At 66.3% G+C, this 23276-nt stretch carries 20 protein-coding genes and 1 tRNA gene; 3 read left to right on the forward strand and 18 right to left on the reverse strand.

What is annotated here, in order from left to right; all coding sequences use genetic code 11:
• Positions 1-7 precede the first annotated feature (7 nt).
• Positions 8-1153, reverse strand: a complete 1146-nt coding sequence (locus G9E11_RS05280) for an ROK family glucokinase (protein ID WP_246468678.1) — start codon at positions 1151-1153, stop codon at positions 8-10.
• A gap of 195 nt (positions 1154-1348) precedes the next feature.
• Here G9E11_RS05280 and G9E11_RS05285 point away from each other — a divergent pair, with 195 nt between their 5' ends.
• Positions 1349-3169 carry an AMP-dependent synthetase/ligase gene (locus tag G9E11_RS05285; RefSeq protein WP_190603448.1) on the forward strand — a complete coding sequence of 607 codons (1821 nt, stop codon included), beginning with the start codon at positions 1349-1351 and terminating at the stop codon, positions 3167-3169.
• Positions 3170-3185: 16 nt separating this feature from the next.
• On the opposite strand, the gene G9E11_RS05290 is transcribed toward G9E11_RS05285, so the two are convergent.
• Positions 3186-4574, reverse strand: coding sequence for a MinD/ParA family ATP-binding protein (locus G9E11_RS05290; RefSeq protein WP_190603450.1), 1389 nt, complete (start codon positions 4572-4574; stop codon positions 3186-3188).
• A 211-nt stretch (positions 4575-4785) separates the two neighbouring features.
• Positions 4786-8181, reverse strand: a complete 3396-nt coding sequence (locus tag G9E11_RS05295) for a pyruvate carboxylase (protein ID WP_190603452.1) — start codon at positions 8179-8181, stop codon at positions 4786-4788.
• Positions 8182-8514: 333 nt separating this feature from the next.
• On the opposite strand from G9E11_RS05295, the gene G9E11_RS05300 reads away from it, so the two are divergent.
• The gene (locus tag G9E11_RS05300; protein WP_190603454.1) at positions 8515-9336 is read left to right on the forward strand and encodes a ParA family protein; all 822 of its coding nucleotides are present in this window, start codon (positions 8515-8517) and stop codon (positions 9334-9336) included.
• A gap of 92 nt (positions 9337-9428) precedes the next feature.
• On the opposite strand, the gene G9E11_RS05305 is transcribed toward G9E11_RS05300, so the two are convergent.
• The 5 genes from G9E11_RS05305 to gcvH form a co-directional block, all read right to left on the reverse strand.
• Positions 9429-10025 (reverse strand): MerR family transcriptional regulator, encoded by a 597-nt coding sequence (locus G9E11_RS05305; RefSeq protein ID WP_190603455.1) that lies wholly within the window; start codon positions 10023-10025, stop codon positions 9429-9431.
• A gap of 252 nt (positions 10026-10277) precedes the next feature.
• Complete coding sequence (locus G9E11_RS05310) at positions 10278-10784, reverse strand: bifunctional nuclease family protein (protein ID WP_102973947.1); 507 nt, start codon at positions 10782-10784, stop codon at positions 10278-10280.
• On the reverse strand, positions 10784-11500 hold the full coding sequence (gene ftsR / locus G9E11_RS05315) for a transcriptional regulator FtsR (protein WP_190603458.1): 717 nt from the start codon (positions 11498-11500) through the stop codon (positions 10784-10786). The genes G9E11_RS05310 and ftsR overlap by 1 nt, the downstream gene beginning before the upstream one ends.
• 22 nt (positions 11501-11522) lie before the next feature.
• Complete coding sequence (locus G9E11_RS05320; protein WP_111903683.1) at positions 11523-11999, reverse strand: FHA domain-containing protein; 477 nt, start codon at positions 11997-11999, stop codon at positions 11523-11525.
• A gap of 146 nt (positions 12000-12145) precedes the next feature.
• Positions 12146-12532: a glycine cleavage system protein GcvH gene (gene gcvH, locus G9E11_RS05325; protein ID WP_111903684.1), complete on the reverse strand. Its 387-nt coding sequence runs from the start codon at positions 12530-12532 to the stop codon at positions 12146-12148.
• A 153-nt stretch (positions 12533-12685) separates the two neighbouring features.
• Here gcvH and G9E11_RS05330 point away from each other — a divergent pair, with 153 nt between their 5' ends.
• Positions 12686-13558 (forward strand): Fpg/Nei family DNA glycosylase, encoded by an 873-nt coding sequence (locus G9E11_RS05330; protein ID WP_190603460.1) that lies wholly within the window; start codon positions 12686-12688, stop codon positions 13556-13558.
• Between the two features lie 96 nt (positions 13559-13654).
• On the opposite strand, the gene G9E11_RS05335 is transcribed toward G9E11_RS05330, so the two are convergent.
• From G9E11_RS05335 to G9E11_RS05380, 10 genes are all read right to left on the reverse strand, one after another.
• Positions 13655-13728, reverse strand: a tRNA-Pro gene (locus G9E11_RS05335).
• A 138-nt stretch (positions 13729-13866) separates the two neighbouring features.
• The gene (der, locus tag G9E11_RS05340; protein ID WP_190603462.1) at positions 13867-15417 is read right to left on the reverse strand and encodes a ribosome biogenesis GTPase Der; all 1551 of its coding nucleotides are present in this window, start codon (positions 15415-15417) and stop codon (positions 13867-13869) included.
• A 10-nt stretch (positions 15418-15427) separates the two neighbouring features.
• Positions 15428-16147, reverse strand: a complete 720-nt coding sequence (locus G9E11_RS05345; protein ID WP_190603463.1) for a lysophospholipid acyltransferase family protein — start codon at positions 16145-16147, stop codon at positions 15428-15430.
• Positions 16140-16853: a (d)CMP kinase gene (gene cmk / locus G9E11_RS05350; RefSeq protein WP_190603465.1), complete on the reverse strand. Its 714-nt coding sequence runs from the start codon at positions 16851-16853 to the stop codon at positions 16140-16142. Before cmk ends, G9E11_RS05345 begins: the two co-directional genes overlap by 8 nt.
• Positions 16853-17962, reverse strand: a complete 1110-nt coding sequence (locus tag G9E11_RS05355; protein ID WP_190603467.1) for a prephenate dehydrogenase — start codon at positions 17960-17962, stop codon at positions 16853-16855. Before G9E11_RS05355 ends, cmk begins: the two co-directional genes overlap by 1 nt.
• A gap of 3 nt (positions 17963-17965) precedes the next feature.
• The gene (locus G9E11_RS05360) at positions 17966-19189 is read right to left on the reverse strand and encodes a pseudouridine synthase (protein WP_190603469.1); all 1224 of its coding nucleotides are present in this window, start codon (positions 19187-19189) and stop codon (positions 17966-17968) included.
• A 106-nt stretch (positions 19190-19295) separates the two neighbouring features.
• Positions 19296-19925, reverse strand: a complete 630-nt coding sequence (gene scpB / locus G9E11_RS05365) for an SMC-Scp complex subunit ScpB (RefSeq protein WP_190603471.1) — start codon at positions 19923-19925, stop codon at positions 19296-19298.
• On the reverse strand, positions 19922-20761 hold the full coding sequence (locus tag G9E11_RS05370; protein ID WP_190603472.1) for a segregation and condensation protein A: 840 nt from the start codon (positions 20759-20761) through the stop codon (positions 19922-19924). The genes scpB and G9E11_RS05370 overlap by 4 nt, the downstream gene beginning before the upstream one ends.
• Positions 20762-20766: 5 nt before the next feature.
• Positions 20767-21666: a ParA family protein gene (locus G9E11_RS05375; protein WP_190603474.1), complete on the reverse strand. Its 900-nt coding sequence runs from the start codon at positions 21664-21666 to the stop codon at positions 20767-20769.
• Positions 21667-21905: 239 nt separating this feature from the next.
• Positions 21906-23246, reverse strand: coding sequence for a cation:dicarboxylate symporter family transporter (locus tag G9E11_RS05380; RefSeq protein ID WP_190603476.1), 1341 nt, complete (start codon positions 23244-23246; stop codon positions 21906-21908).
• Positions 23247-23276: the final 30 nt, after the last annotated feature.

A 23276-nucleotide genomic window follows, 5' to 3' on the forward strand; every position in this document is an offset into this window, starting at 1 on the left:
GCTTCCGTCAGCGGTGCGTACGGCTGCTGGCCCGGGACAGGTCGGCAGCCCCGATCAGGCCGGCATTCGGCCCAAGGGCGGCCAGGTCTATTTCTGCGGCAGGACGGAATCCGCGGCCGGTGAGGTTGCGGGCGAAGGCCTTGCGCGCCGGAGCCACCAGCAGTTCGCCGGCCGCGCAGAGACCGCCGCCAATCACGAACTTCCCGGGGTCGAGGGCGGCGGCAAGGTTTGCCAGCCCCAGTCCGAGCCAGTTCCCGACGTCCTCCAGGAGCTCCCGGGATGCGGCGTCGCCGGCTATGGCCAGTTCGGTCACCGTGGCGCCGGTGATGCGCTCGGCGGTTCCGTCGACGGCCTTGAGAAGTTCCTGCGCCACCGGCGAATTCGCCATCGCCAGTTCCCGGGCCTCCCGGCCGAGGGCGTTACCTGAGGCGTACTGTTCCCAGCAGCCGCGGTTGCCGCACTCGCACCGGTGCCCGCCGGGCATGATGATCTGGTGGCCGAACTCCCCTGCCACACCAAACTTGCCGCGCTCGACGCGCCCGTCCATCACCATGGCTCCGCCGATGCCGGTGCCAAGGGTGATGCAGACAAGCCGGTCCTGCCCCTGCCCGGCACCGAAGCGCCACTCGGCCCAGGCCGCAGCGTCGGCGTCGTTAACCAGCATCACGGGGCGCCGCAGCAGGTGCTGCAGATTCTCCCGCAGCGGTTCGTTCCGCCAGGCGAGGTGCGGGCTGAACAGCACCGTGCCGCCGTCGAGATCCATCCAGCCGGCGGCGCCAATGCCCACCGACCGGATACGGGCACCGGCGCTCAGTTCCTCAACCAGTTCCACGATGACGCGCTCCACCGCACGCGGGTCGCTTCCCGGCGTGGACCGGCGCGCCTCTCGCAGGATGCGGCCCTCGGCGTCCACCACGCCGGCGGCAACTTTGGTGCCGCCAATGTCGATGCCGATGGCAAGTCCCCGCCGGCCCAGCCGCAGTTGCTGCCGGAACAGGCGGTGGCCAGCCAACCGGACCCCGTGCCCGGAGGCCGGGCGCCGTGACACTAAGTGGCGCGACTCCGCGCGCCGGGACGCCCATGCCCCGGGCTCGCCGCTCCGGATGGAGTCAAAGGGCGGTGCTGGCTGCTCGTTGGGCGGGGAGGGCTGCATAGTCCCCCATTCTAGGTGCCGCCACAGAGCATCAGCGCAGGTAGGACACCCGAACGACACGACCTGCACACTGGTGGCGGGCACCGCCCCAGGCGTAAAGTTACTGGTGAGTAACCCCGATCCGCCAGCCCTCTCCACCTGACGTACTAAGGTTAGGACTACCCGCTGCGGCCAACGGATATCAAAGGAGCTAACGTGCGCGAATTCAGCGTTCCGCCCTTGGCGAACGTCCCCCTGGACAGCAATATCACGGACCTTGTTCTGCGCCAGGCAGCCAAGGCATCCAACCCTGCCCTGTTTTCGCGCCTCGACTCTGCCGGCCAGTGGCAGGACATCCGGGCCAAGGAATTTGTGGCCGACGCGTCCGCCCTCGCCAAGGGGCTCATCGCCAGCGGCGTCGGTGCGGGCGACCGCGTGGGCATCATGTCGCGCACCCGCTACGAGTGGGCACTCATCGACTTCGCCATCTGGTTCGCAGGTGGCGTTTCCGTTCCCATCTACGAAACGTCGTCGCCTTCCCAGGTCGCCTGGAATCTGGGCGACTCCGGCGCCGTCGCTGCATTCGGCGAATCGGACCACCACGAAAACATCATCCGGCAGGCCGCTGCCACCGAAGGCCTCACGGCGCTGACCCACGTGTGGCAGCTGGAAGGGGACGGCCTCGACACCGTGCGTGCGGCCGGCGCCGCCGTCACCGACGACGAGCTCGACGCCCGGCGGCGCTCCGCCGGGCTCCGCGACCTCGCCACCATCATCTACACGTCGGGCACCACCGGCCGGCCCAAAGGCTGCGAACTCACGCACGGAAACTTCGTGGAGCTGTCCGAGAACGCCCTGGCCACCTCGCTGCGCGGCGTAGTCAATGAGCAGTCGCGCACCATCATGTTCCTTCCGCTGGCACATGTCTTCGCGCGCTTCATCTCGGTCCTGGCGGTGGCCGCCGGCGTCACCGTGGCGCATACCCCCGACATCAAGCACCTGCTGCCCGACCTGCAAAGCTACAAGCCGACGTTCATCCTTGCCGTGCCGCGCGTGTTCGAAAAGGTCTACAACTCGGCCCTCACCAAGGCCGAAGACGGCGGCAAGGGCGCGATCTTCCACAAGGCCGCCGACACGGCGATCGCTTACTCCCGCGCTCGGCAGGCCGGCAGCATCGGCCTGGGCCTGAAGATAAAGCACGCCATCTTCGACAAGCTCGTCTACGGCAAACTCCGCGCCGCCATGGGCGGGGAGGTGGCCCATGCGGTATCGGGCGGCGGTCCGCTGGGCGAGCGGCTGGGCCACTTCTTCCAGGGCATCGGCCTGCAGATCCTGGAGGGCTACGGCCTCACCGAAACCACGGCCCCCGTCAGCGTCAATACGCCGGAGCGGATCAAGATCGGAACGGTCGGCGTCCCGATTCCCGGCAACAGCGTTCGGATTGCCGACGACGGCGAGATCCTCGTCAAGGGCTCCTGCGTCATGCGGGGGTATTTCCAGCGGCCCGACCTCACCGAGGAGTCGTTCGCCGACGGCTGGTTCCGCACCGGCGACATCGGCCAGCTCGACGACGACGGCTACCTGCTGATTACCGGCCGCAAGAAGGAAATCATTGTCACCGCCGGCGGCAAGAACGTGGTTCCCGCGCTGCTCGAGGACCAAATCCGGGCTGATGCGCTGGTGTCACAGGTCCTCGTTGTGGGTGACAACCGCCCGTTCATCGGCGCCCTCGTGACCCTCGATGAGGAAGCACTCCCCGGCTGGCTGCAGCGCCACGGCCTGCCGGCGGACACGAACCTGAGTGACGCCGTCGGGCATGCCGAGGTCAAGGCCGCCGTGCAGGAGCTCATCAACCAGGCCAACCAGTCGGTGTCGCAGGCGGAGGCCATCAAGTCCTTCCGGATCGTGCCGAGCGACTTCACCGAAGCCTCCGGCCACCTGACCCCGTCCATGAAGGTCAAGCGCGCGCAGGTCATGAAGGACTTCGAAAGCGTGATCGACGACATGTACAAGTCGCCGAAGCCCACCCGCGCCTAGCCCGGGCTTGATCCGCCTAGGCCTGCTGCAGCTCGTCCACTACCAGCGCGGCCAGCTCCACGGCTGCGGCGCGGGTTGCGGGCTTCAGCTGGCCCAGGCTGATCCGCGAGCCCTCCGCCAGGTGCCGGTCATGCGGAATCCGCACCACGTTCTTCACCCGCGAGAGGAAGTGCTGCTCGATTTCGTCGATGTTGACCAGCGTGCGGTTGCCGGCGGCTATGTTGATGACCACTGTTGCCTTGGCGACCAGATCCTGGCGGCCGTGGGCTTCAAGCCAGGACAGAGTTTCGGACGCCAGCCGGGCCTCATCCACACTGCCGCCCGAGACGAGCACCACGGCATCGGCCTTCTCCAGTGTGCCCTTCATGACCGAGTGCACCATGCCGGTGCCTGAGTCGGTGAGCACGATCGAGTAATACCGGCCCAGGATGTCGGTAACTGCACGGTAGTCGGCGTCGTCGAAGGCGTGCGCCACCATGGGATCGGTGTCCGAGGCGAGCACATCGAGGCGCGAACCTTCCCGCGCCGTGTAGTTGGACAGCTGCGCGAACGAGTCGACCGTGAACCTGTCCTTCACCAGCTGGCGGGCCGTGAAATCAGCCCTGCCCGGCGACCGGTCCGAAAGGGTGCCCCGGTCCGGATTCGCATCCATCGCGATGACCCGGTCCTCACGCAGCTCAGCCAACACCATGCCGAGCAGGGTTGTGACCGTGGTCTTACCCACCCCGCCCTTGCGCGAGAGCACCGGCACGTACCTGGTCCGCTCCCCCAGCCGCACGGCGATGCGGTGCTCCATGGCCCGCTGGATACGGACCTGGTCCGAGTCGCCGAGGTTCACGTAGCCCAGGGTTGCCTGGTACAGCCAGCGGCGCCAGCCCGACACCGGGGCGGCTGCAGCCCTGGTCAGGAGACGGTCGGCGGTCAGGGCGGCAGCGGGCTCCGGCCCCTCGGGCCGTTCACGGCGCCCGGGAAGGCCCTTCGCTTCTTCAGTGATGGCAACCTGCTCGGGCGCCAATTCGGCGGTGGCTGCGTCCGATGCATCAGCCGGCTCTGTGCCCGCCACGAGTGTGTCGCTTGTGCCAAGTTCGCCGATGCCGCCGGCGGCAACACCGGGGCCAGCGGTCACAACGGGCATGGCCGATGTGACCGTCCCCTTCTGCACCACGCCGCCGACTGCCGGGAGCGATCCGGCAGAGGTGCGGTCCTGGGCGCCGGAAACGGTCACCACGCTGATGTCCCCTGCCGGAGCCACGTCACTGGTCACCGCTGCGTCCGCGGCGTCCGCCGGAGACACGCGGTCGGGAGCGGCCCCCGCCTCCGGCGCAACGTCGACGACGCTGCCTTGGGAGATTGAAGGCCTGCGGTCGGGGCGCGGCCCTGGCTTGGGCGTATTCGTCTGCGTCATGGCTTCCGCTCTGTTTCGTACCGGCTGCACGTTGGGTCAGCGGCAGCCAGTGTGGTTCGGAAATGGCTGTGGGGGCGGCTTGGCGCCGTCCCCCACAACCCTTTTTCTGTCTACCACCCTACCTGCAGGGCGGCCGCCGGCCGCCCCGCAGGCTATTCAGCGGCAATCCAGCCGCAGGTCACCGCTCAACAGTCATCTATTCGACCGCCGTTTATTCAACAACGACCAGCAGGTCACCGCCCTGAACCTGTTCCACGGCGGAAATGGCCAGCCGCGTCACCTTGCCGCCCACCGGCGTCGTGATGGATGCCTCCATCTTCATGGCCTCGATGGTGGCAACCGTGTCACCAGCGTTGACGGTGTCACCCGCCTTGACGGTGACCGTCACGGCGCCGGCAAAGGGAGCGGCGACGTGGCCAGGCACGGACGTGTCCGCCTTCTCGGCCGCTTTCACATTGCTGACCACGGACTTGTCGCGCACCGAAACCGGGCGGGACTGCCCGTTGAGCGTGCACATGACCGAGCGCATGCCCTTCTCGTCCGGCTCCGACACAGCTTCCAGGGACGCGATCAGGCGCACACCCTTTTCGAGCTCGATCACGTGCTCTTCGCCGCGCTGCAGGCCGTAAAGGTAGTCGCGCGTGTCCAGGACCGAAACGTTGCCGTACGTCTCAACGCTCTTGAGGTAGTCCTTCGTCGGCCCGGCGAACAGCAACCGGTTCAGGGTTTGCTGGCGGGTCTTGGAGTCGCCGCGGAGAGCTTCGCTGTCCTCGGCGCTCAGCTCGGCGTCACGCACCTTGACGCTCCGGCCCTGAAGGGCCTTGGTGCGGAACGGCTCAGGCCAGCCTCCCGGAGGGTTGCCCAGCTCACCGGACAGGAATCCAATGACGGAGTCGGGGATGTCGTAGTTCTGCGGGTTCTCGTTGAAGTCGGCCGGGTCAGCGTTCAGCCCGACGAGGTGCAGGGCGAGGTCGCCCACCACCTTCGACGACGGGGTCACCTTGACCAGGTGGCCCAGGATCCGGTCCGCAGCGGTGTACATGTCCTCGATCGCCTCGAAGCGCTCGCCCAGGCCCAGCGCCATGGCCTGCTGACGGAGATTTGACAGCTGCCCGCCCGGGATTTCGTGCTGGTACACGCGGCCGGTGGGACCCGGAAGGCCCGATTCGAAGGGAGCGTAAACCCTGCGCACGGCCTCCCAGTACGGCTCGAGGGAGCTGACCGCGGCCAGGCTGAGCCCCGTGTCACGTTCCGTGTGGGCCAGCGCCGCAACCAGGGCCGACGCCGACGGCTGGCTCGTGGTGCCGGCCAGGGATGCCGAGGCGACGTCGACGGCGTCCACGCCGGCATCGACTGCCGACAGCAGGGTGGCGAGCTGGCCACCGGCGGTGTCGTGGGTGTGCAGGTGGACCGGGAGGTCGAACCGTTCCCGCAGGGCTGCGACGAGCTTCGCGGCGGCTGCCGGACGCAGCAGGCCTGCCATGTCCTTGATGGCCAGAATGTGGGCACCGGCGTCGACAATCTTGTCCGCCAGGTCCAGGTAGTAATCCAGCGTGTAAAGCGTCTCTTCCGGGTCCAGCATGTCGCCGGTGTAGCAGAGTGCCACCTCGGCGACGGCGGTGCCCGTGGCCCGGACAGCGCGAATGGCCGGCGCCATCTGGCTGACGTCGTTCAGGGCATCGAAGATGCGGAAGATGTCGATGCCGGTGGCCGCTGCCTCGTTGACGAAGGCCTCGGTCACTTCCTCGGGGTACGGGGTGTAGCCCACGGTATTCCGGCCGCGAAGCAGCATCTGCAGGCAGATGTTCGGCAGGGCCTTGCGCAGCGCGGCCAGCCGGTCCCAGGGATCCTCACCGAGGAACCGCAGTGCGACGTCATAGGTGGCGCCGCCCCAGGCTTCAACCGACAGCAGTTCAGGCGTGAGGTTGGAGACCGCGGGTGCGGCGGCCACCAGGTCCCTGGTGCGGACGCGGGTGGCCAGCAGGGACTGGTGGGCGTCGCGGAAGGTGGTGTCGGTGACGGCCACAGCCTTCTGTTCGCGCAGCGCCTTGGCGAAGCCCTCCGGGCCGAGTTCGAGGAGCCGCTGGCGGGAACCGGGGCGGGCCTCGGTGCCGGTGACCGGGGGGAGCTTTTCCGCCGGGTCGGTGCGGACCGGAAGCTCGCCGTTCGGCTTGTTCACGGTGACCTCGGCGAGCCAGGTCAGCAGCTTGGTGCCGCGGTCGGCGGAGACACGCGCCTTCAGCAGTTCGGGCCGTTCATCGATGAAGGACGTGGCAACGTTGCCGGCGATGAAGTCCGGATCATCAAGCACGGCCTGCAGGAATGAGATGTTGGTGGAGACACCACGGATGCGGAACTCCGCCAGCGACCGGCGCGCCCTGGCAACCGCCGCGGGATAGTCCCGGCCGCGGCAGGTGAGCTTCACCAGCATGGAGTCGAAGTGCGGGCTGATTTCGGCACCCGAGTAGACAGTGCCTCCGTCGAGCCTTACGCCGGCGCCGCCGGCGGAGCGGTAACCAGTGATCTTTCCGACGTCGGGCCGGAAGCCGTTAGCGGGGTCTTCGGTGGTGATGCGGCTCTGCAGCGCGGCACCCTTGAGGAAGACGGTCTCCTGGGACAGGCCCAGGTCAGCCAGGGTCTCGCCGGCGGCGATGCGCATCTGAGCCTGGACGAGGTCGACGTCTGTGACCTCTTCGGTGACGGTGTGCTCCACCTGGATGCGGGGGTTCATTTCGATGAAGACGTGCTGGCCGGCGCGTTCGCCCACAGTGTCCACGAGGAACTCGACCGTTCCCGCGTTGACGTAGTTCAGGGCCTTGGCGAACTTCACGGCGTCCCGGTACAGGGCCTGGCGGATGCCTTCGTCCAGGTTGGGGGCCGGGGCGATCTCGATGACCTTCTGGTGGCGGCGCTGGATGGAACAGTCACGCTCGAAGAGGTGCATGACGTTGCCCTCGGCGTCGGCCAGGATCTGGACCTCGATGTGGCGCGGGCGGAGCACTGCCTGCTCAAGGAACATGGTGGGGTCACCGAAGGCGGCGTCGGCCTCGCGCATGGCGGACTGCAGCGCTTCCGGCAGGGCTTCGCGGGTGTTGACGCGGCGCATGCCGCGCCCGCCGCCGCCGGCCACAGCCTTGGCGAAAATGGGGAAGCCGATCTCATCCGCAGCAGCGATCAGTTCGTCAAGGTCCTTCGAGGGCGCGCTCGACTTCAGCACGGGGACGCCGGCCTTGCGTGCGGCCTCCAGTGCGGCCACCTTGTTGCCGGCGAGTTCCAGGACCTCCGCGGGCGGACCCACGAAGGTGATGCCTGCGGCCTTGGCGGCACGCGCCAGGTCGGGGTTCTCGGAGAGGAAGCCGTAGCCGGGGTAGATGGCGTCCGCCCCAGACTCCTTCGCCACGCGCACCACTTCGTCGACGTCCAGGTAGGCGCGGACGGGGTGGCCCTCTTCGCCGATCAGATACGCCTCATCGGCCTTCTGGCGGTGGATCGAGTTGCGGTCCTCGTTGGGGAACACGGCGACTGTCTTGGCGCCCAGTTCGTAGCCGGCGCGGAAAGCCCGGATTGCAATTTCTCCGCGGTTGGCCACCAGAATCTTGGAAAACATACTTCTCCTGCATCATTGCGGGTGTATCGGTGAGTGGTCACAGTGTGTAAGACGGGCCGGACGAAACACAAATCATTGTGTCTACCGTCACAGAATTATCCGTCATCTCAGGACCATATTCACTGCCGGCCCGCAATTACTCCTGTTTTTGCTGCTGCCGGATGCCTCGGCGGCCGGGCCGGCCGGCGAGGCATGCCCGGATCCGCAGAAGAAGGGATTCCGGCCGAGGTCAACATATGATGAATGGGGCGGCGGAAGCCTGCCCCGGTTCCGGCAGCACCGGAACGGAACGTACCCCAACACGGCAACCGGCGTTAGGTATTGGTCTCTCAAGTGCAAGTAGTCAGCATCAGCAGCCTCAAGGGCGGTGTCGGCAAGACATCCGTTACAACCGGACTGGCGTCTGCGGCACTGGCCGCAGGCATCCCAACCCTCGTAGTGGACCTCGATCCCCATGCCGACGCCAGCACAGCCCTCGGCGTGCAGCCCAGCGACAAGCTGGACATCGGCAGGATGCTGAAGAATCCGCGCAAGGCCAAGATCGCTGAGAACGTCGTGCCCAGCGGCTGGATCAGCCGTGCGGCCATCAACGGTTCCGGCCCAGCGGTGCTCGATGTCGCCGTCGGGTCCGCGTACACCGGTATCTACGACCGGCCCGACCTTGGCAAACGCGATTTACGCAGGCTATCAGCGGTGCTCTCCGGCGCAGATGCGTATGAACTCGTCCTGGTGGACTGCCCGCCGTCCCTGAACGGCCTGACCCGCATGGCCTGGTCTGCCAGCAACAAGGTGGCACTGGTCGCCGAGCCGGGGCTCTTCTCCGTGGCCGGCACCGAACGCACCATGCGGGCCATCCAGCTGTTCCGGCAGGAATTCGCACCGAACCTCTCCCCTGCCGGCATCGTGGCCAACCGCGTGCGCTCCGGATCCTCCGAGCACGCGTTCCGGCTTGCCGAGATGCAGGCCATGTTCGGCGACCTCCTGCTGGCTCCGCACATCCCGGAACAGGCCAACTGGCAGCAGATCCAGGGCGCGGCGCACTCCGTCCACCACTGGCCCGGGGACTCCGCCAAGACGGCGGCCGGGCTATACGACACGCTGCTGGGAAATCTTCTGGCCACCAACAAGACCAGCCGCAGCCGCAGCGCCCGGTAAGCGCAGCCCCGGTTCCCGGTGGCCCTGCCGAATGCAGAAGGCCGCCTCCCCGACGGGAGGCGGCCTTCTGCGTAATCTTATGGCTGGCGCCGCTAGCCGATCTTGCGTGCCGCGCGGCGCTTGCTGAGTTCGTCGTCCGGGAACGTCTGTTCGCCTGCGTGCTCGCTGGGCAGTGAGGCGAGGCTCCCCTCGACTTCGCGCCACACCCGGCCCACAGCGATGCCGAACACGCCCTGGCCACCCTGCACGAGATCAATGACCTCGTCCGCGGACGTGCATTCGTAGACGCTGGCGCCGTCGCTCATGAGGGTGATCTGGGCCAGGTCCTCGACACCGCGTTCACGGAGATGCTCTACCGCGCTGCGGATCTGCTGCAGCGATACGCCGGTGTCCAGCAGCCGCTTGACGACCTTCAGGACCAGGATGTCGCGGAAACCGTAGAGCCGCTGGGATCCGGAGCCGGCTGCGCCGCGGACTGCAGGCTCCACCAGGCCGGTGCGGGCCCAGTAGTCGAGCTGCCGGTACGTGATGCCGGCGGCCTTGCAGGCCGTGGGGCCGCGGTAGCCGGCGTCCTCATCCAGAACCGGGAGATCCTCAGTGAAGAGAAGACCCTGAGCACCGCTTGCGGGCACGGCAACACCGGCCGCCGAGGGTTGCTTCAGCTCGCCTGCTTCGCCTTTCGGACTCACGTGGATCCTCCTTGTCATGAGCTCCCCTGGGGAAGTTGCCGCAACAGCTGCTACACGCATGAAGTCCGGATGAAATTCACGCTTGTAATTCGGCCGGAGTAGCACTTTCCAGTGTGACTTGCGCCGCTGTCGTATGCAATGGGAACTTGGTACCTTCGACGTTAGGCCTGCCATGGCCCAAGGTCAAAGACGTTCGCATGAATGGCGGGGCGTGTCGAAAGTTTCAGCCTCAACTTTAACCTTAACGTGACCTTAGCCGTCGAAATCCTCGGGCTCGACGTCGTCAAGGAACTCCCGGAACCTGCGCAGCTCGCGCTCCTCCTCCACGGTGGGGGGCCCGGGTTCCGTGTCCTCGCCCTCGTCATGCTCGGTGATACGCACGCCGGCCTCGTCCATGACAGAGTCAGCGCACCAGATCCGGCATTTGGCGCGCAGCGCGATTGCCAGGGCATCGGATGCCCTGGAGCTCACAGTGGCCCCGTTGTCGAACTGCAGCTGGCCGTAAAAGATGTTGTCCTCCACGGCCACGATGTTCACGCTGACCACGGAATGGCCAAGCGTCTCCACCACGTCCACGAGCAGGTCGTGCGTCATGGGCCGTGGCGGCACCACGCCCTGCTGCGCCAGCGCGATGGCGCTTGCCTCGGGCGTCCCGATCCAGATGGGAACGTGGCGTTCTCCGTGCATCTCGCGGAGCAGGACCAGGGGCTGGTTTGAGGGCAATTCGATGCGGACGCCCACAATCTCGACTTCGATCATCAGATTTCCATCCGCGAGATACGGTCCTGGACAAGGGCCCGGTGCAGGGTGAGGCAGAGGTCGCTGATTTCCCTGGCGGCTTCCGCCGCGCGGGCCTGTGACGCAGCGTCCCTGCGCGAGGTCAGGGTGGCCACGGCGCGTTCCACGAGTCCGAACTCGCGCTCCGCGGCAGCCTGGAAGGGGCGGAGGTGCCGCGGCTCCAGGCCGTGGCTCTCCAGCTGGACGCAGGCACGGGCCACTTGGAGGGCGTGCTCGTCGAATTTGCCGTTCGTGTGCCCGATGAGGCCAAAACTGAGGAGGGACTGCAGAAGCGGCACGCTGGCCCCCGACTCCGCGCGCAGCTGCTCCTCGCTGAGCCTGCGCGCCTTGTTCTGCAGTTCCGCGGCGAGCTCGTCCGAGACGATGCGCGGGGACACGGTGACCCCGGGCGGGAGGTTCTCGGGCCGCTCGCCCCGGTCGATGGCGTCAAGGTAGTCCTTGATGACCTTGAGCGGCAGATACTGGTCGCGCTGAAGCGACAGGACGAAGCGCAGCCGTTCGACGTCGCTGTCCGAGTACTGCCGGTAGCCCGCGGGTGTGCGCCGGGGATTGATGAGCCCTTTTTCCTCAAGGAACCTGATTTTCGACGCCGTAATGCTCGGAAAGTCGTCGCTCAACTGAGCGAGCACTTCCCCGATGTTCAGGACCAGTGGTCCCCGGCGCTCCGGTTGTGCCATTGCCACAGGCAGCCGCTCCGAATCAGACGCGTCCTGCTGCGCGGGCAGGGCTCAGGTAGAAGGTGAGGCGGAACTTGCCAATCTGGACTTCGTTTCCGGACCTCAGTTCCACGCTGTCCACGCGGTCATGGTTGACATAGGTGCCGTTCAGGCTTCCGGTGTCCACCACCTCGAAGCTCCGCGGTGTGCGCCGGAACTCCACGTGACGGCGGGACACCGTCACGTCGTCGAGGAAAATGTCAGCATCCGGGTGCCGCCCGGCCGTGGTGACATCGGAGTCAAGGAGGAAACGGGCACCCGAGTTCGGCCCGCTGTGGGCCACGAGCAGGGCCGAGCCGGAGGGCAGTGCCTCGACGGCAGAGCGTTCCTCCGGTGAGAGCTTGGGTACGATCGTCGGCTCGTCATGAACCGGAGTGAGGTTGATCGAGGTGGTTTCCGAAGCCCTGCCCGCACCTGTGCCGTAATCGCCGCTGGTGTGGTTCTGTTCGCCGCCAACCATGGATTCCTCCTCATTCGTTGCAGATGTCCCCCTGCAATCAACGCGTACCGTCCGGAGCTGCCTGGCAGCTCCGGTATGCCGCCCGCCGTCCGGCCGCAGGACTCCATGCATGGAATCCGGTGGCCGGGCAGCGGGACCGGTTAGCTTTAGCCTACCTGTTGTTCGTACTCCGATGCACTGAGCAGGGAATCCACTGCATCAGGTTCGGCCAGCTTGACTTCAATGAGCCAGCCGTCCCCGTACGGATCGGAGTTAATAAGCGCGGAATCGCCGTCGAGTGCCTCGTTGCGGGCCACGATCTCGCCGGAGACAGGGGCGTAAATGTCGCTGACGCTCTTCGTGGACTCAACCTCGCCGACGACGTCGTTTGCCTTAACAGTGGTGCCAACTTCGGGCATCTGGGCGTAGACGACATCCCCGAGGGCGTCCTGTGCGAAGTCGGTGATCCCCACGCGGACAACACCGTCGGCGTTCGGTGCGGTCACCCATTCGTGCTCGGCGGTGTAGGACAGATCAGAGGGAATGTTGCTCATCAGGGGCCTTTCATCGGGTCAATCACCAATGTCAACGGAGGCGTAGGGAACAGCCACCGGTTGAAAGTATATGCACAACTCCCTGGCCGCAGGATGAGCCATTATGCAGGCGGGAACCGCCCAATCCGGCATCCCGTGTGGCAAAGTGGTGCCATGCCGGAACTACCCGAGGTGGCCGCACTGAGCACGTTCCTCGACACACGGCTGCGCGGCGCGGTGCTGGAGAAGATGCAGATTCTGTCCGTGGCGGTCCTCAAGACGGCCGACCCGCCCTACACGGCGCTGGCGGGCCGGGCTATCAGCGGAGTGGAGCGGTTCGGGAAGTTCGTCAGCATCGACGCGGACGGCCTGTATCTCGTCTTTCATCTTGCCAGGGCCGGCTGGGTCCGTTACACCGAAAAACCCTCGCCCGATCCGCTCCGGCCCGGCAAAGGTCCCATCGCGGCCCGGCTGCACCTTGCGGGCGGCGACGGCGGGAAGGTGGGCATCGATTTGACCGAGGCCGGCACCAAGAAGGGCCTGGCAATCTACGTGGTGTCAAAGCCCGGCGACGTTCCCGGTATTGCAGACCTCGGACCGGATCCACTCGCCCCGGCCTTCAGCCGGGAGATGTTCGCCGAGATCCTTGCCGGGCACGCGCACCAGATCAAGGGCGTGCTGCGGAGCCAGAGTGTCATTGCCGGCATCGGAAACGCGTACAGCGACGAAATCCTGCATGCAGCGAAAATTTCCCCGTTCGCCATGGCCAATTCCTTGGAGCCGGCGAAGGTCGGGATCCTGTTCGACTCCATCCACAACGTCCTGGGAGCCGCAGTGGCCCAGGCCCAGGGAAAGGCGCCCGCGGACCTCAAGGATGCGAAACGGAGCGGCATGAATGTGCATGGCCGCGCCGGCCAGCCCTGCCCGGTATGCGGGGACACGGTCCGGGAAGTGTCCTTCGCTGACACGGCCCTGCAGTACTGCCCGACCTGCCAGACTAACGGCAAGATCCTGGCCGACCGCAGAACGTCGCGCTTCCTCAAGTAGGTCCTCAGGTAGCGCCTGACGCTCACCCACGTGCCGCCGTCGAACGGGCAACAAAAAACCCCGCCAACCCTGTGGGTTGGCGGGGTTTTCACGCGGTCGGGCTGACAGGATTTGAACCTGCGACCCCTTGACCCCCAGTCAAGTGCGCTACCAAGCTGCGCTACAGCCCGTCAGTTCCGCCGTTCTCCGCCAGGTGGGCTTCCGAAGAATTTCACCTAAGCAGTCCGGCCGAACCACCTAGAAGAGCTTACACGATTCCGGCGGGTGCCAGTGACACTTTCCGGCATTCGCCGCCCGGTGTGTCGTAATTAACGCTTCTTGCCGCGCTTTTCACGCACGCGCATGCTGACTTCGATGGGCGTTCCCTCGAAGCCAAAGGTTTCCCGCAGGCGGCGGGTGATGAACCGGCGGTAACCCGGGTCCAGGAATCCCGTGGTGAACAGGACGAACTTCGGCGGCCGGCTGGAGGCCTGCGTGCCGAACAGAATGCGGGGCTGCTTGCCACCGCGAACCGGGTGCGGGTGCGCCGCCACCAGCTCGCCCAGGAAGGCGTTGAGCCGTCCGGTCGGAATGCGCCGGTCCCAGTTTTCCAGCGCCAGCTCCAGCGCCGGCACCAGGCGGTCCTTGTGCCAGCCCGTCTTCGCGGAGATGTTGACGCGCGGTGCCCACTCCACGTGCGCCAGGTCCTGCTCGATTTCGCGTTCCAGGTACCGGCGACGTTCGTCGTCCAGAAGGTCCCACTTATTGAAAGCGAGCACCAGGGCACGCCCCGACTCAATGGCCAGCTGGAGGATGCGGACGTCCTGCTCGCTGAGCACCTCATCAACAGCAAGAAGAACGACGGCGACCTCCGCCTTTTCCAGCGCACTCTGGGTCCGCAGCGAGGCATAGAAATCGGCGCCTTGCGCCATGTGCTGCCGCCGGCGGATGCCGGCGGTATCCACGAAGCGCCAGGTTTGGCCGCCGAGCTCGATGAATTCATCGACCGGATCGCGGGTGGTGCCGGCAGTATTGTCCACCACCACGCGCTCGGAGCCGGCTAGCTTGTTCAGGAGGGAAGACTTGCCGACGTTGGGGCGTCCGATCAGGGCGATCCGGCGCGGGCCGCCGGAGCGTTCGATGCCCTCAACGGTGGAGAACTCCGGCAGGGTGTCCATGACGTGGTCCAGCAGGTCGGCGACGCCACGGCCGTGCAGGGCGGAGACGGGATACGGCTCGCCGAAGCCCAGGCCCCACAGGACTGCGGAGTCGGCTTCCTGCACAAAGTCGTCCACCTTGTTGGCCACAAGGATGACAGGCTTCTTGCTCCGCCGCAGCATCTTCACGACGGCCTCGTCGGTGGCGGTTGCGCCCACTGCCGAGTCGACGACGAACAGCACTGCGTCAGCCAGTTCCACTGCCATTTCGGCCTGCTCAGCCACCCGGGCATGGATGCCGCGGGCATCGTGCTCCCAGCCGCCGGTATCCACTAGCGTGAAGTTCCGCCCGTTCCAGTTCGCCGAGTACATCACGCGGTCGCGCGTCACGCCAGGGGTGTCCTCCACAACGGCCTCGCGGCGGCCCAGGATGCGGTTGACGAGGGTGGACTTGCCAACGTTCGGGCGGCCGATGATGGCGAGCACGGGGTCCAGCTTGAGCGGGCCCTCGAGATCGTCCTCGTCGTGCAGGCCGCTGAGGAGCGCAGCGTCTTCTTCGTCGAGTTCGTAGTCGTCCAGTCCGGCGCGGAGCGAAGCGGCGCGAAGCTCCGCCTCGTCGTCGTCCATCGCCGCCAGATGTTCAGCCACCTGGTCTGTGCCGGTGGGCGTGTATTCGTCTTCGCCGGCGCCGGAGTGGCCGGAAGTTTGAGTCGTATCGCTCATTGCGCTTTCCTTAATGGTGGTCTGCCGGCGGTCCGGCTACTGCGTTGGAACGTTGGTGCGGATGATCCGCGGAGGGCAAAGACATCCCGCTGTGCCGGACAGTGGTCCGGACGTGCGCGGCCAGAGTGTCCCGGATTTCCGTAGCCGCCCTGTCCATTGAAGCACGCCCGGTTTCACCCGGATTCCGGCCGAGCGTGAGGGCCTGGCCGAAGCTGACGTGCAGCCGGCGGCGGGGTTTCGGGATGCTGTCCAGGTGTTCGCCGCCCTGCCGGGTGCCCAGGATGGCCACGGGCACCACAACGGCGTCCGAATTCAGGGCGAGCCATGCCACCCCGTTGCTGATGCCGGTTGCTGTGCCGCTCCCCCGGGTCCCCTCGGGCAGGATGCCGATGCAGCGCCCGGCGTCGAGCACATCCTTGCTGAGCTGCAGGACCGAACGGTCCCCCGCCCGGTCAACCGGAAGCTGGCCCGAGGCCCTCAGCACGCGGCCAAGGAAGCCCTTGAACATCTCCTTTTTAACGAGGATGTGCATCGGCCGGGGTGACGCGCCGAACATGACGGGTCCGTCGAGGAAGCTGATGTGGTTTCCTGCGAAAATCACCGGCCCGGCGGCCGGAACGTTGGAGCGCCCCGTGACGGACGTGCGGTAGACGGCGTTGTTCAGGAGCCGGCCGACCGGCCGGCTCCAGGCCACGGTCCACGCACCGGGAACAGTGGCGGCATCACTCATGGTTGATGACCTTGGTGACGATGCGGAGCGCGGCAACTACGGTTTCCTCGAAATCCAGGTCGGACGAATCCAGCGTCACCACGCCGTCCGCCGCCTGGGTGAAGTTCACCACGGTGGAGTCCTTCGCGTCCCGCTGGGTTACCTGGGCGGCCAGTTGCTCGGCGCTTTGCGTCCCGCCGAGCTGGATACCGCGGCGGCGGAGCCGGGCTTCCTCGCTGGCCGTCAGGAGCATGCGCACCTGTGCACCGGGCACGACGACGGTGGTAATGTCCCGGCCCTCCACCACCATACGGCGGTTGTGCTTTTCGATCAGGGCGCGCTGGCGGCGGATGAGTTCGGTCCGGGCACCGAGCGTGGTGGCGACGGCGCTGACGGCCGAGGAGATGCCCGGTTCCCTGATGGCGTCGGTGACGTCGGCGCCGCCGACCCGGACAAACTCTCTGTGCGGGCTGGTGCTGATGTCCAGCGGCAGTTCTTCGGCTGCCAGTTCAACGGCGGTGGCGTCGGCAAGGTCCGTTCCGCGGTCGAGGCAGTACCAGGTGAGGGCCCGGTACATGGCACCGGTGTCCAGGTAGGCGAGGTTCAGGCGGCGTGCCACTTCCTTGCTGACGCTGGATTTCCCCGAGCCTGATGGCCCGTCGATGGCCACGACCAACGGCCGACCAAGCCGGAGGGCAGGCAAAGTGTCAATCAGTTCCTGTGTCATTACTGAAGTACCCGCCATCCACGGTCGCTTAGTGCTTCTACAAGTAGGTCGTGCGCGCTCGGCAGCACCGAGATCTCCACCATGCCCACGTTTTGTCCGGAGGAGTGATCCAGCCGGAGGTCTTCGAGGTTGACGCCAATCTCACCGATCTCGGTCAGCAGCCTTGCGATCTGGCCGGGCCGGTCATCGACAAGCACTGTGAGCCAGGAATAGGCCTGCGGAGGTCCGCCGTGTTTACCCGGAATCCTGGCCTGTCCGGCATTGCCTTCGCTTATCAGCTGGGCCAGGTCAAGACGGGCCCCGGCGGCCGCGGGGTCTTCGAGCGTCCCGATCAGCCGGTTGAGGTCTTCGCGCACACCGTAAAGGATCTCCACCACCTTGGGGGCGTTCGCCCCCAGGATCTGGACCCACAGCGTGGGGTCGCTGGCTGCGATACGGGTGGTGTCGCGGAGCCCGTTCCCGGCGAGGGAAAGGGCATGCATCGGAGTGTCCTGCAGCCGGCTGGCCAGCAGCGAGGACATCACCTGCGGCAGGTGGGAGACCAGGGCCACGGCCCCGTCATGCTCCTCGGCCGTGAACTGCGAAACGAGGCCACCCAGGTCGGTGGCCAGCGCCCGCGCAGCCTGGACCGCCCCGGCCGAGGATTCCTCGGTCGGGCACATGACCCACGGCATCGAGGTGAAAAGCTCCCCCCGGGCGGCGACGGGCCCGGACTTCTCGCGTCCTGCCATGGGATGTGTGCCCACGTAGCGGCTGAGGTCCGCGCCGCGACTCCGCAGATCATGCAGGATCGCTGCCTTGACGCTGGCGATGTCGACGACGGTGGCGTCCGGGTAGTCTGCCAGCGCACGCTCCACAACGTCCGCGGTCACGTCCGGCGGAGACGCGACGACAACCAGTTCGGGACGTTCGTCACCCATGGCAGCCAACGGGACTCCTGCGCCGATGTCGACGGCGACCGCCTGGTTGGTCGGCGACGGATCGGACAGGTACACGGCAACGCCGCGGCCGCGCAGCCCGAGGCCGATGCTGGTGCCGAGCAGGCCCGTGCCGATAACGACGACCGGTCCATTCAGGTGTCCGCGGCCGTGGGTACGGAAAGCCGACATCCTTTACAGCCCCACGGATGCCAGCAGGTGGCCGACTTCCTGCTTGCCGAGGTTGCGGATGCTTCCCTGGCGCTGGTCGCCCAGGCCGATCGGGCCGACCTTGACGCGCACCAGGCGCAATACCGGGAAGCCGACGGCGTCGAACAGGCGCCGGACAATGCGGTTCTTGCCGGAGTGCAGGACCACTTCGATCAGGACATGGCCCGGCGTCGAGTCGACCAGGCGGAAGGAGTCGACCGACGCGAAACCGTCCTCGAGCTCGATGCCCTCCTTGAGCTGCGCGCCGATGCCCTGCGGGAACGGCCCGCGGACCTGGACCAGGTAGGTCTTGGGAACCTCGTAGGACGGGTGGGTCAGCCGGTTGGCCAGCTCGCCGTCGTTGGTCAGCAGCAGCAGGCCCTCGGTGGCGACGTCAAGGCGCCCGACGTGGAAGAGCCGTTCGCCCTGGTTGTTGCGGACGTAGTCGCTGATGCACGGCCGGCCGTCGGGGTCCTCCATGGTGGACACCACGCCCTTGGGCTTGTTGAACACCATGTAGACCAGCGTGTCATCGAGCTGGATGCGCAGGCCGTCCACGTGGATCACGGCGGTCTTGGGATCGACGCGTACGCCGAGCTCGGTGACGACCTTACCGTCGACCTCAACCCGGCCCTCGGCGATCATCTCTTCGCAGACACGGCGGGAGGCGACGCCGGCGGAGGCCATGACCTTCTGCAGGCGGACGCCGTCGGCGTCGTGGACTTCGGACTGCGGCACCGCGGCGCGGGGACCGCGCGTGCGGGAGGGCCGGCGGACCGGCCCCAGGTTCTGGCCGAAGCGTTCGCTGCCGAAGGCGCGCGGACCCGCGGCCTTGGGGGCGCCCGACTTGGGCTTCAGTGCGCCGGGGGTACCGGGGGCCCTGTTCGCGCCGGGCTTCCGGGCATCGGCCCTGCGTGCGCCGGTCTTGGGTGCACCTGTCCTGGCTGCGGGGGCCTTGGCGCCCCCCTTCCAGTCACCGGCGGGCCGGCGGCCGGCGGGTGCCTCGTCGGGATCGACGAAGCGCTCCTCGCGGGGCTTGGCCTTGTGGGTGCGGTCGCCGAAGGGGCGGTCGCCGCCCTTGGGGAAGTCGCGCTTCCCGGCGCCTGCGCCTGCGCCGCGGCCTTGTGCCGCGCCGCGTGGAGCGTTGCGCTCCGGACCTTTACGTCCGGAGCTGTTACGTGGTGAACCCTGGCGTCCCGCCTGTGTCATGACCCGTCCTCTGTGATTTTGACCGGCAAAGGTTGTCCAGAGACAACACTAGCCAGCCGTGCAGATTAAATCTGCCCTGGTAAAAACTGCTTCGCAGGCGTGCCGCCTACATTCTTCCGGCGTCGTAGAACTCTTCAATTCCTTCAAGCCCCGGAAGGTGCGGTGAAAGCTGAGGCAACTCAGCCACCGAGCCGATTCCCATGCGTTCAAGGAAATACGACGTCGTGCGGTACAGGACAGCGCCCGATTCCGAGTCTGTTCCGCCATCCTCGATCAAGCCGCGCTGGGTCAGCGTCCGCACAACAGAGTCAACGTTGACTCCCCGAATTGCAGAAACCCTTGCCCTGGATACCGGCTGGCGGTAGGCGATGACAGCAAGTGTCTCGAGCGCCGCCTGGGTCAGCCTGGCTGTCTGCCCCTCCAGGACGAAAGCACCAACGACGTCGGCGAATTCAGCCCGTGAGTAGATGCGCCAGCCGCCGGCGACATTCCGCAATTCAAAACCCCGGGGGCTGGAAGTGACGTCATGCCTGTGTCCATTACTGCCAGTTTCCAAATCCGGGGCTTTAACAGTATAGCCGTCATAGTCGCGCTGCAGATCCAGCAGCAGCGCCTCGACAGCAGCCACGGTCAGGTTCAGCCTGGCGGCAAGGGCGGTGGCAGTGGCGGGCTCGTCCAGCACCATCAGCACCGCCTCAAGCGCGGCCCGTTCCCGGCCGGCAACTGGATCGGTCATTGCTGCTCCTCGTATTCCTCGCTCAGGTGCTCCCCGGTCCATCCCGTGCCGGCCGCCGCCCAGCGCACAGTCAGGTCGGCCAGCGGCGCCACCTGGTCGAAGGCCACCACCTGGTCCCTGAACAGCTCCAGGAGAGCCAGGAAGCGTGCCACCACAACCAGCGTGGATTCGGCGTCGGCTATCAGTGCACGGAATGTCAGGGGCCGGCCGTCCTGCAGGAACAGGCCGATGAGTTCAGCCTGTTCCTTGACGCTGACCGTGCTGCCGTGCAGGTGGGCCACTCCGACCTCTGTCGGTGCGGGGTCCTTTGGCTTGAGCGCTGCCTCGGCCAGTGCCGCGAACTGTGCGGGGCTGTGCTTCCAGACGAGCTCCGGCAGCATCGCTGCAAAGTGTTCCTCGAGGGCCACCTGCCGCGGATAGCGCCGGGATTCCAGTTCCAGGGTGGCGTCCATCAGCGCGGCAACCTTCTTGAAGGCCTTGTACTGCAGCAGCCGGGCAAAGAGCAGGTCACGTGCCTCGAGAAGGGCGATGTCGTCGTCGTCCTCCACTTCACCGGCGGGCAGCAGGCGCGCTGCCTTCAGGTCCAGCAGCGTGGCCGCGATGACGAGGAATTCACTGGCCTCGTCAAGAGCCCACTCCTCCCCCAGGTCCTGGAGGTTCCGGATGTACCGGATGAACTCGTCGGTAACCGTGGCAAGCGCCACCTCGGTGATGTCCAGCTGGTGTTTGGAGATCAGTCCCAGCAGGAGGTCGAAGGGGCCGCTGAAGTTGGCCAGACGTACTTCGAAGCCGGACCGCCTGGCCTCGGCGGCTGGCGTTGCCGGCTCTGCGGTCATTCCGGCTAGGGCGCGCCGCCGCGCGAAATCAGTTCCTTGGCGAGGCGGCGGTAGGCGTCGGCGCCGATGTGGTTGCCGGCGTAGCTCGTGATGGGCTCGGCGGCCACGGTGGCGTCGGCGAACTTGATGGAACGCTTGATGACAGTTTCGAAGACCTTGTCGCCGAAGGCCTCCACCAGGCGGCTGATGACCTCGCGGCTGTGCAGGGTGCGGGCGTCGTACATCGTGGCCAGCACGCCGTCCACCTGCAGCCGCGGGTTGAGCCGGTCCTGGACCTTGTCGATGGTTTCGACCAGCAGTGCAACCGCGCGGAGGGCAAAGAATTCGCAGATCAGCGGAATGATCACGCCGTGGGCCGCGGTCAGGGCGTTGACGGTGAGCAGGCCGAGGGAGGGCTGGCAGTCGATGAGCACGACGTCGTAGTCGTCCTCGACCTTCTTCAGCGCCCGGTCCAGGACCTGCTCGCGGGCCACCTCGTTGACCAGCTGGACTTCCGCCGCCGAGAGGTCGATGTTGGCGGGCAGCAGGTCCACGTTCTCCACGCCGGTCTGGTGGATGGCGTCGCGGATGTCGATCTTGCGGTCCATCAGGACGTTGTAGACGGTCAGATCGAGTTCGTGGGGGTTGACGCCGAGCCCGGCGGACAGCGCACCCTGCGGGTCAAAGTCCACCAGCAGCACGCGGCGGCCGTATTCGGCGAGCGCTGCGGCAAGGTTGATGGTGGAAGTGGTCTTGCCCACCCCGCCCTTTTGGTTAACCATGGCTATGACGCGGGCCGGTCCATGGGAGGACAGCGGCGCGGGCTCCGGAAATTCGCGGTGGGGGCGGCCGGTAGGACCCATGACGGCGTCTTCCAGGTCGAGTTCCGTGCCTTCCAGAGTTGCTGAACCCTGTTCGCTGCTCACGTATCTATCCACACTTTCGATGACGGTGATTTTTCTGCCGCTGTCTGCCAGCGCCCCTGCTTCTTCCACCCCAAGGCTACAGCGCCCGACACGGCATTCCATGGACCTTGACTTTTGATGGTGTTTGAGCCTTTACCTTGTACCTGAGGTCGAAGGTTGACTTTCGGGCGGCAATGGAACCGCCCGCACAGGCAGGGCCTGTGCGGGCGGTTCATTATTGGCTGTGCTGGCGCCAGGCCTTAGGCCTTGGCCGGTACGGCGCGTTCGGGCGTTTCGGCCTCACCGTGGTGGTGCGCCACCATGGTCTGTTCGTCGAAGGGTGCCTCGCCGGACAGGACCCGGTTGACCTGTTCGCCGTCCACCTCCTTGACCCAGGTGCCGACCAGCAGGGTGGCGACGGCGTTGCCGGTGAAGTTGGTCAGTGCACGGGCCTCCGACATGAAGCGGTCGATGCCGACGATCATGCCGACGCCGCCCAGGAGCTCGGGCCGGTGGGCCTGCAGGCCGGCAGCGAGCGTGGCCAGGCCGGCACCGGTGACACCGGCTGCGCCCTTGGAAGCGATGATCATGAAGATCAGCAGGGAGATCTGCGCGCCGAGGTCCAGCGGTGTTCCCATGGCGTTGGCCACGAAGAGCGACGCCATGGTCAGGTAGATGGCCGTGCCGTCCAGGTTGAAGGAGTAACCGGTGGGAACCGTCACGCCGACCACCGGCTTGGAGACGCCCAGGTGCTCCATCTTTGCGATGAGGCGCGGCAGGGCGGCCTCGGAGGACGACGTCGAGAAGATCAGCAGGTATTCGCGGGCCAGGTACTTCATCAGCTTGAAGATGTTCACGCCGGTGACCACCTGCAGCAGGCCGCCGAGGATGACGACGATGAACAGCGCACAGGTGATGTAGAACGCAATCATCAGGGTGAACATGCTGATGATGGCCTGGAAGCCGGTGGCGCCGACTACGGCGGCGATGGCACCGAAGGCACCCACGGGGGCAAGCCACATGATCATGATGAGGATGCGGAAGACCAGGGCCTGGCCGTGGCCGATGGCCTTCAGGATCGGTGCGCCCGAGGGGCCCATCTTCTGCAGCGCGAAGCCGACGAGGATGGCGGCGAGCAGGGTGGGAAGCACCGGAATGTCGCCGGGGATGATGCCCAGCAGGAAGTCTACGGTGCTGTCCGTGGCCGCCTTCTTGTTGGGGTCGTACGGCGTGAGCTTCAGGCCTTCGCCCGGGTGGATGATGTTGCCAACGACGAGGCCGATCGCCAGCGCGAAGGTGGACATCACGACGAAGTAGCCCAGTGCCAGGCCGCCGACCTTACCAACGGTGGCCGCCTTCGCGATAGAGCCAATGCCCAGCACGATGGTGCAGAAAATAACCGGGGCGATCATCATCTTGATCAGCTTGATGAAGCCGTCACCGAGGGGCTTGAGTGATTTTCCGACCTCGGGGAACAGCAGTCCCACCAGAGCGCCGAGGATGACGGCTACGATAACTGCGATGTACAGGTAATGGGACTTGTCAAGTCCCTTACGCTCGGCTTTAGCCGGCGCTGCCGACTCTCCTCGTTGAGAAGCCATCTTGTCTCTCCTTATGGATAATCTGGAAGA

This window comes from Arthrobacter ipis, assembly GCF_014694315.1.
GTDB classification, from domain to species: domain Bacteria; phylum Actinomycetota; class Actinomycetes; order Actinomycetales; family Micrococcaceae; genus Arthrobacter; species Arthrobacter ipis.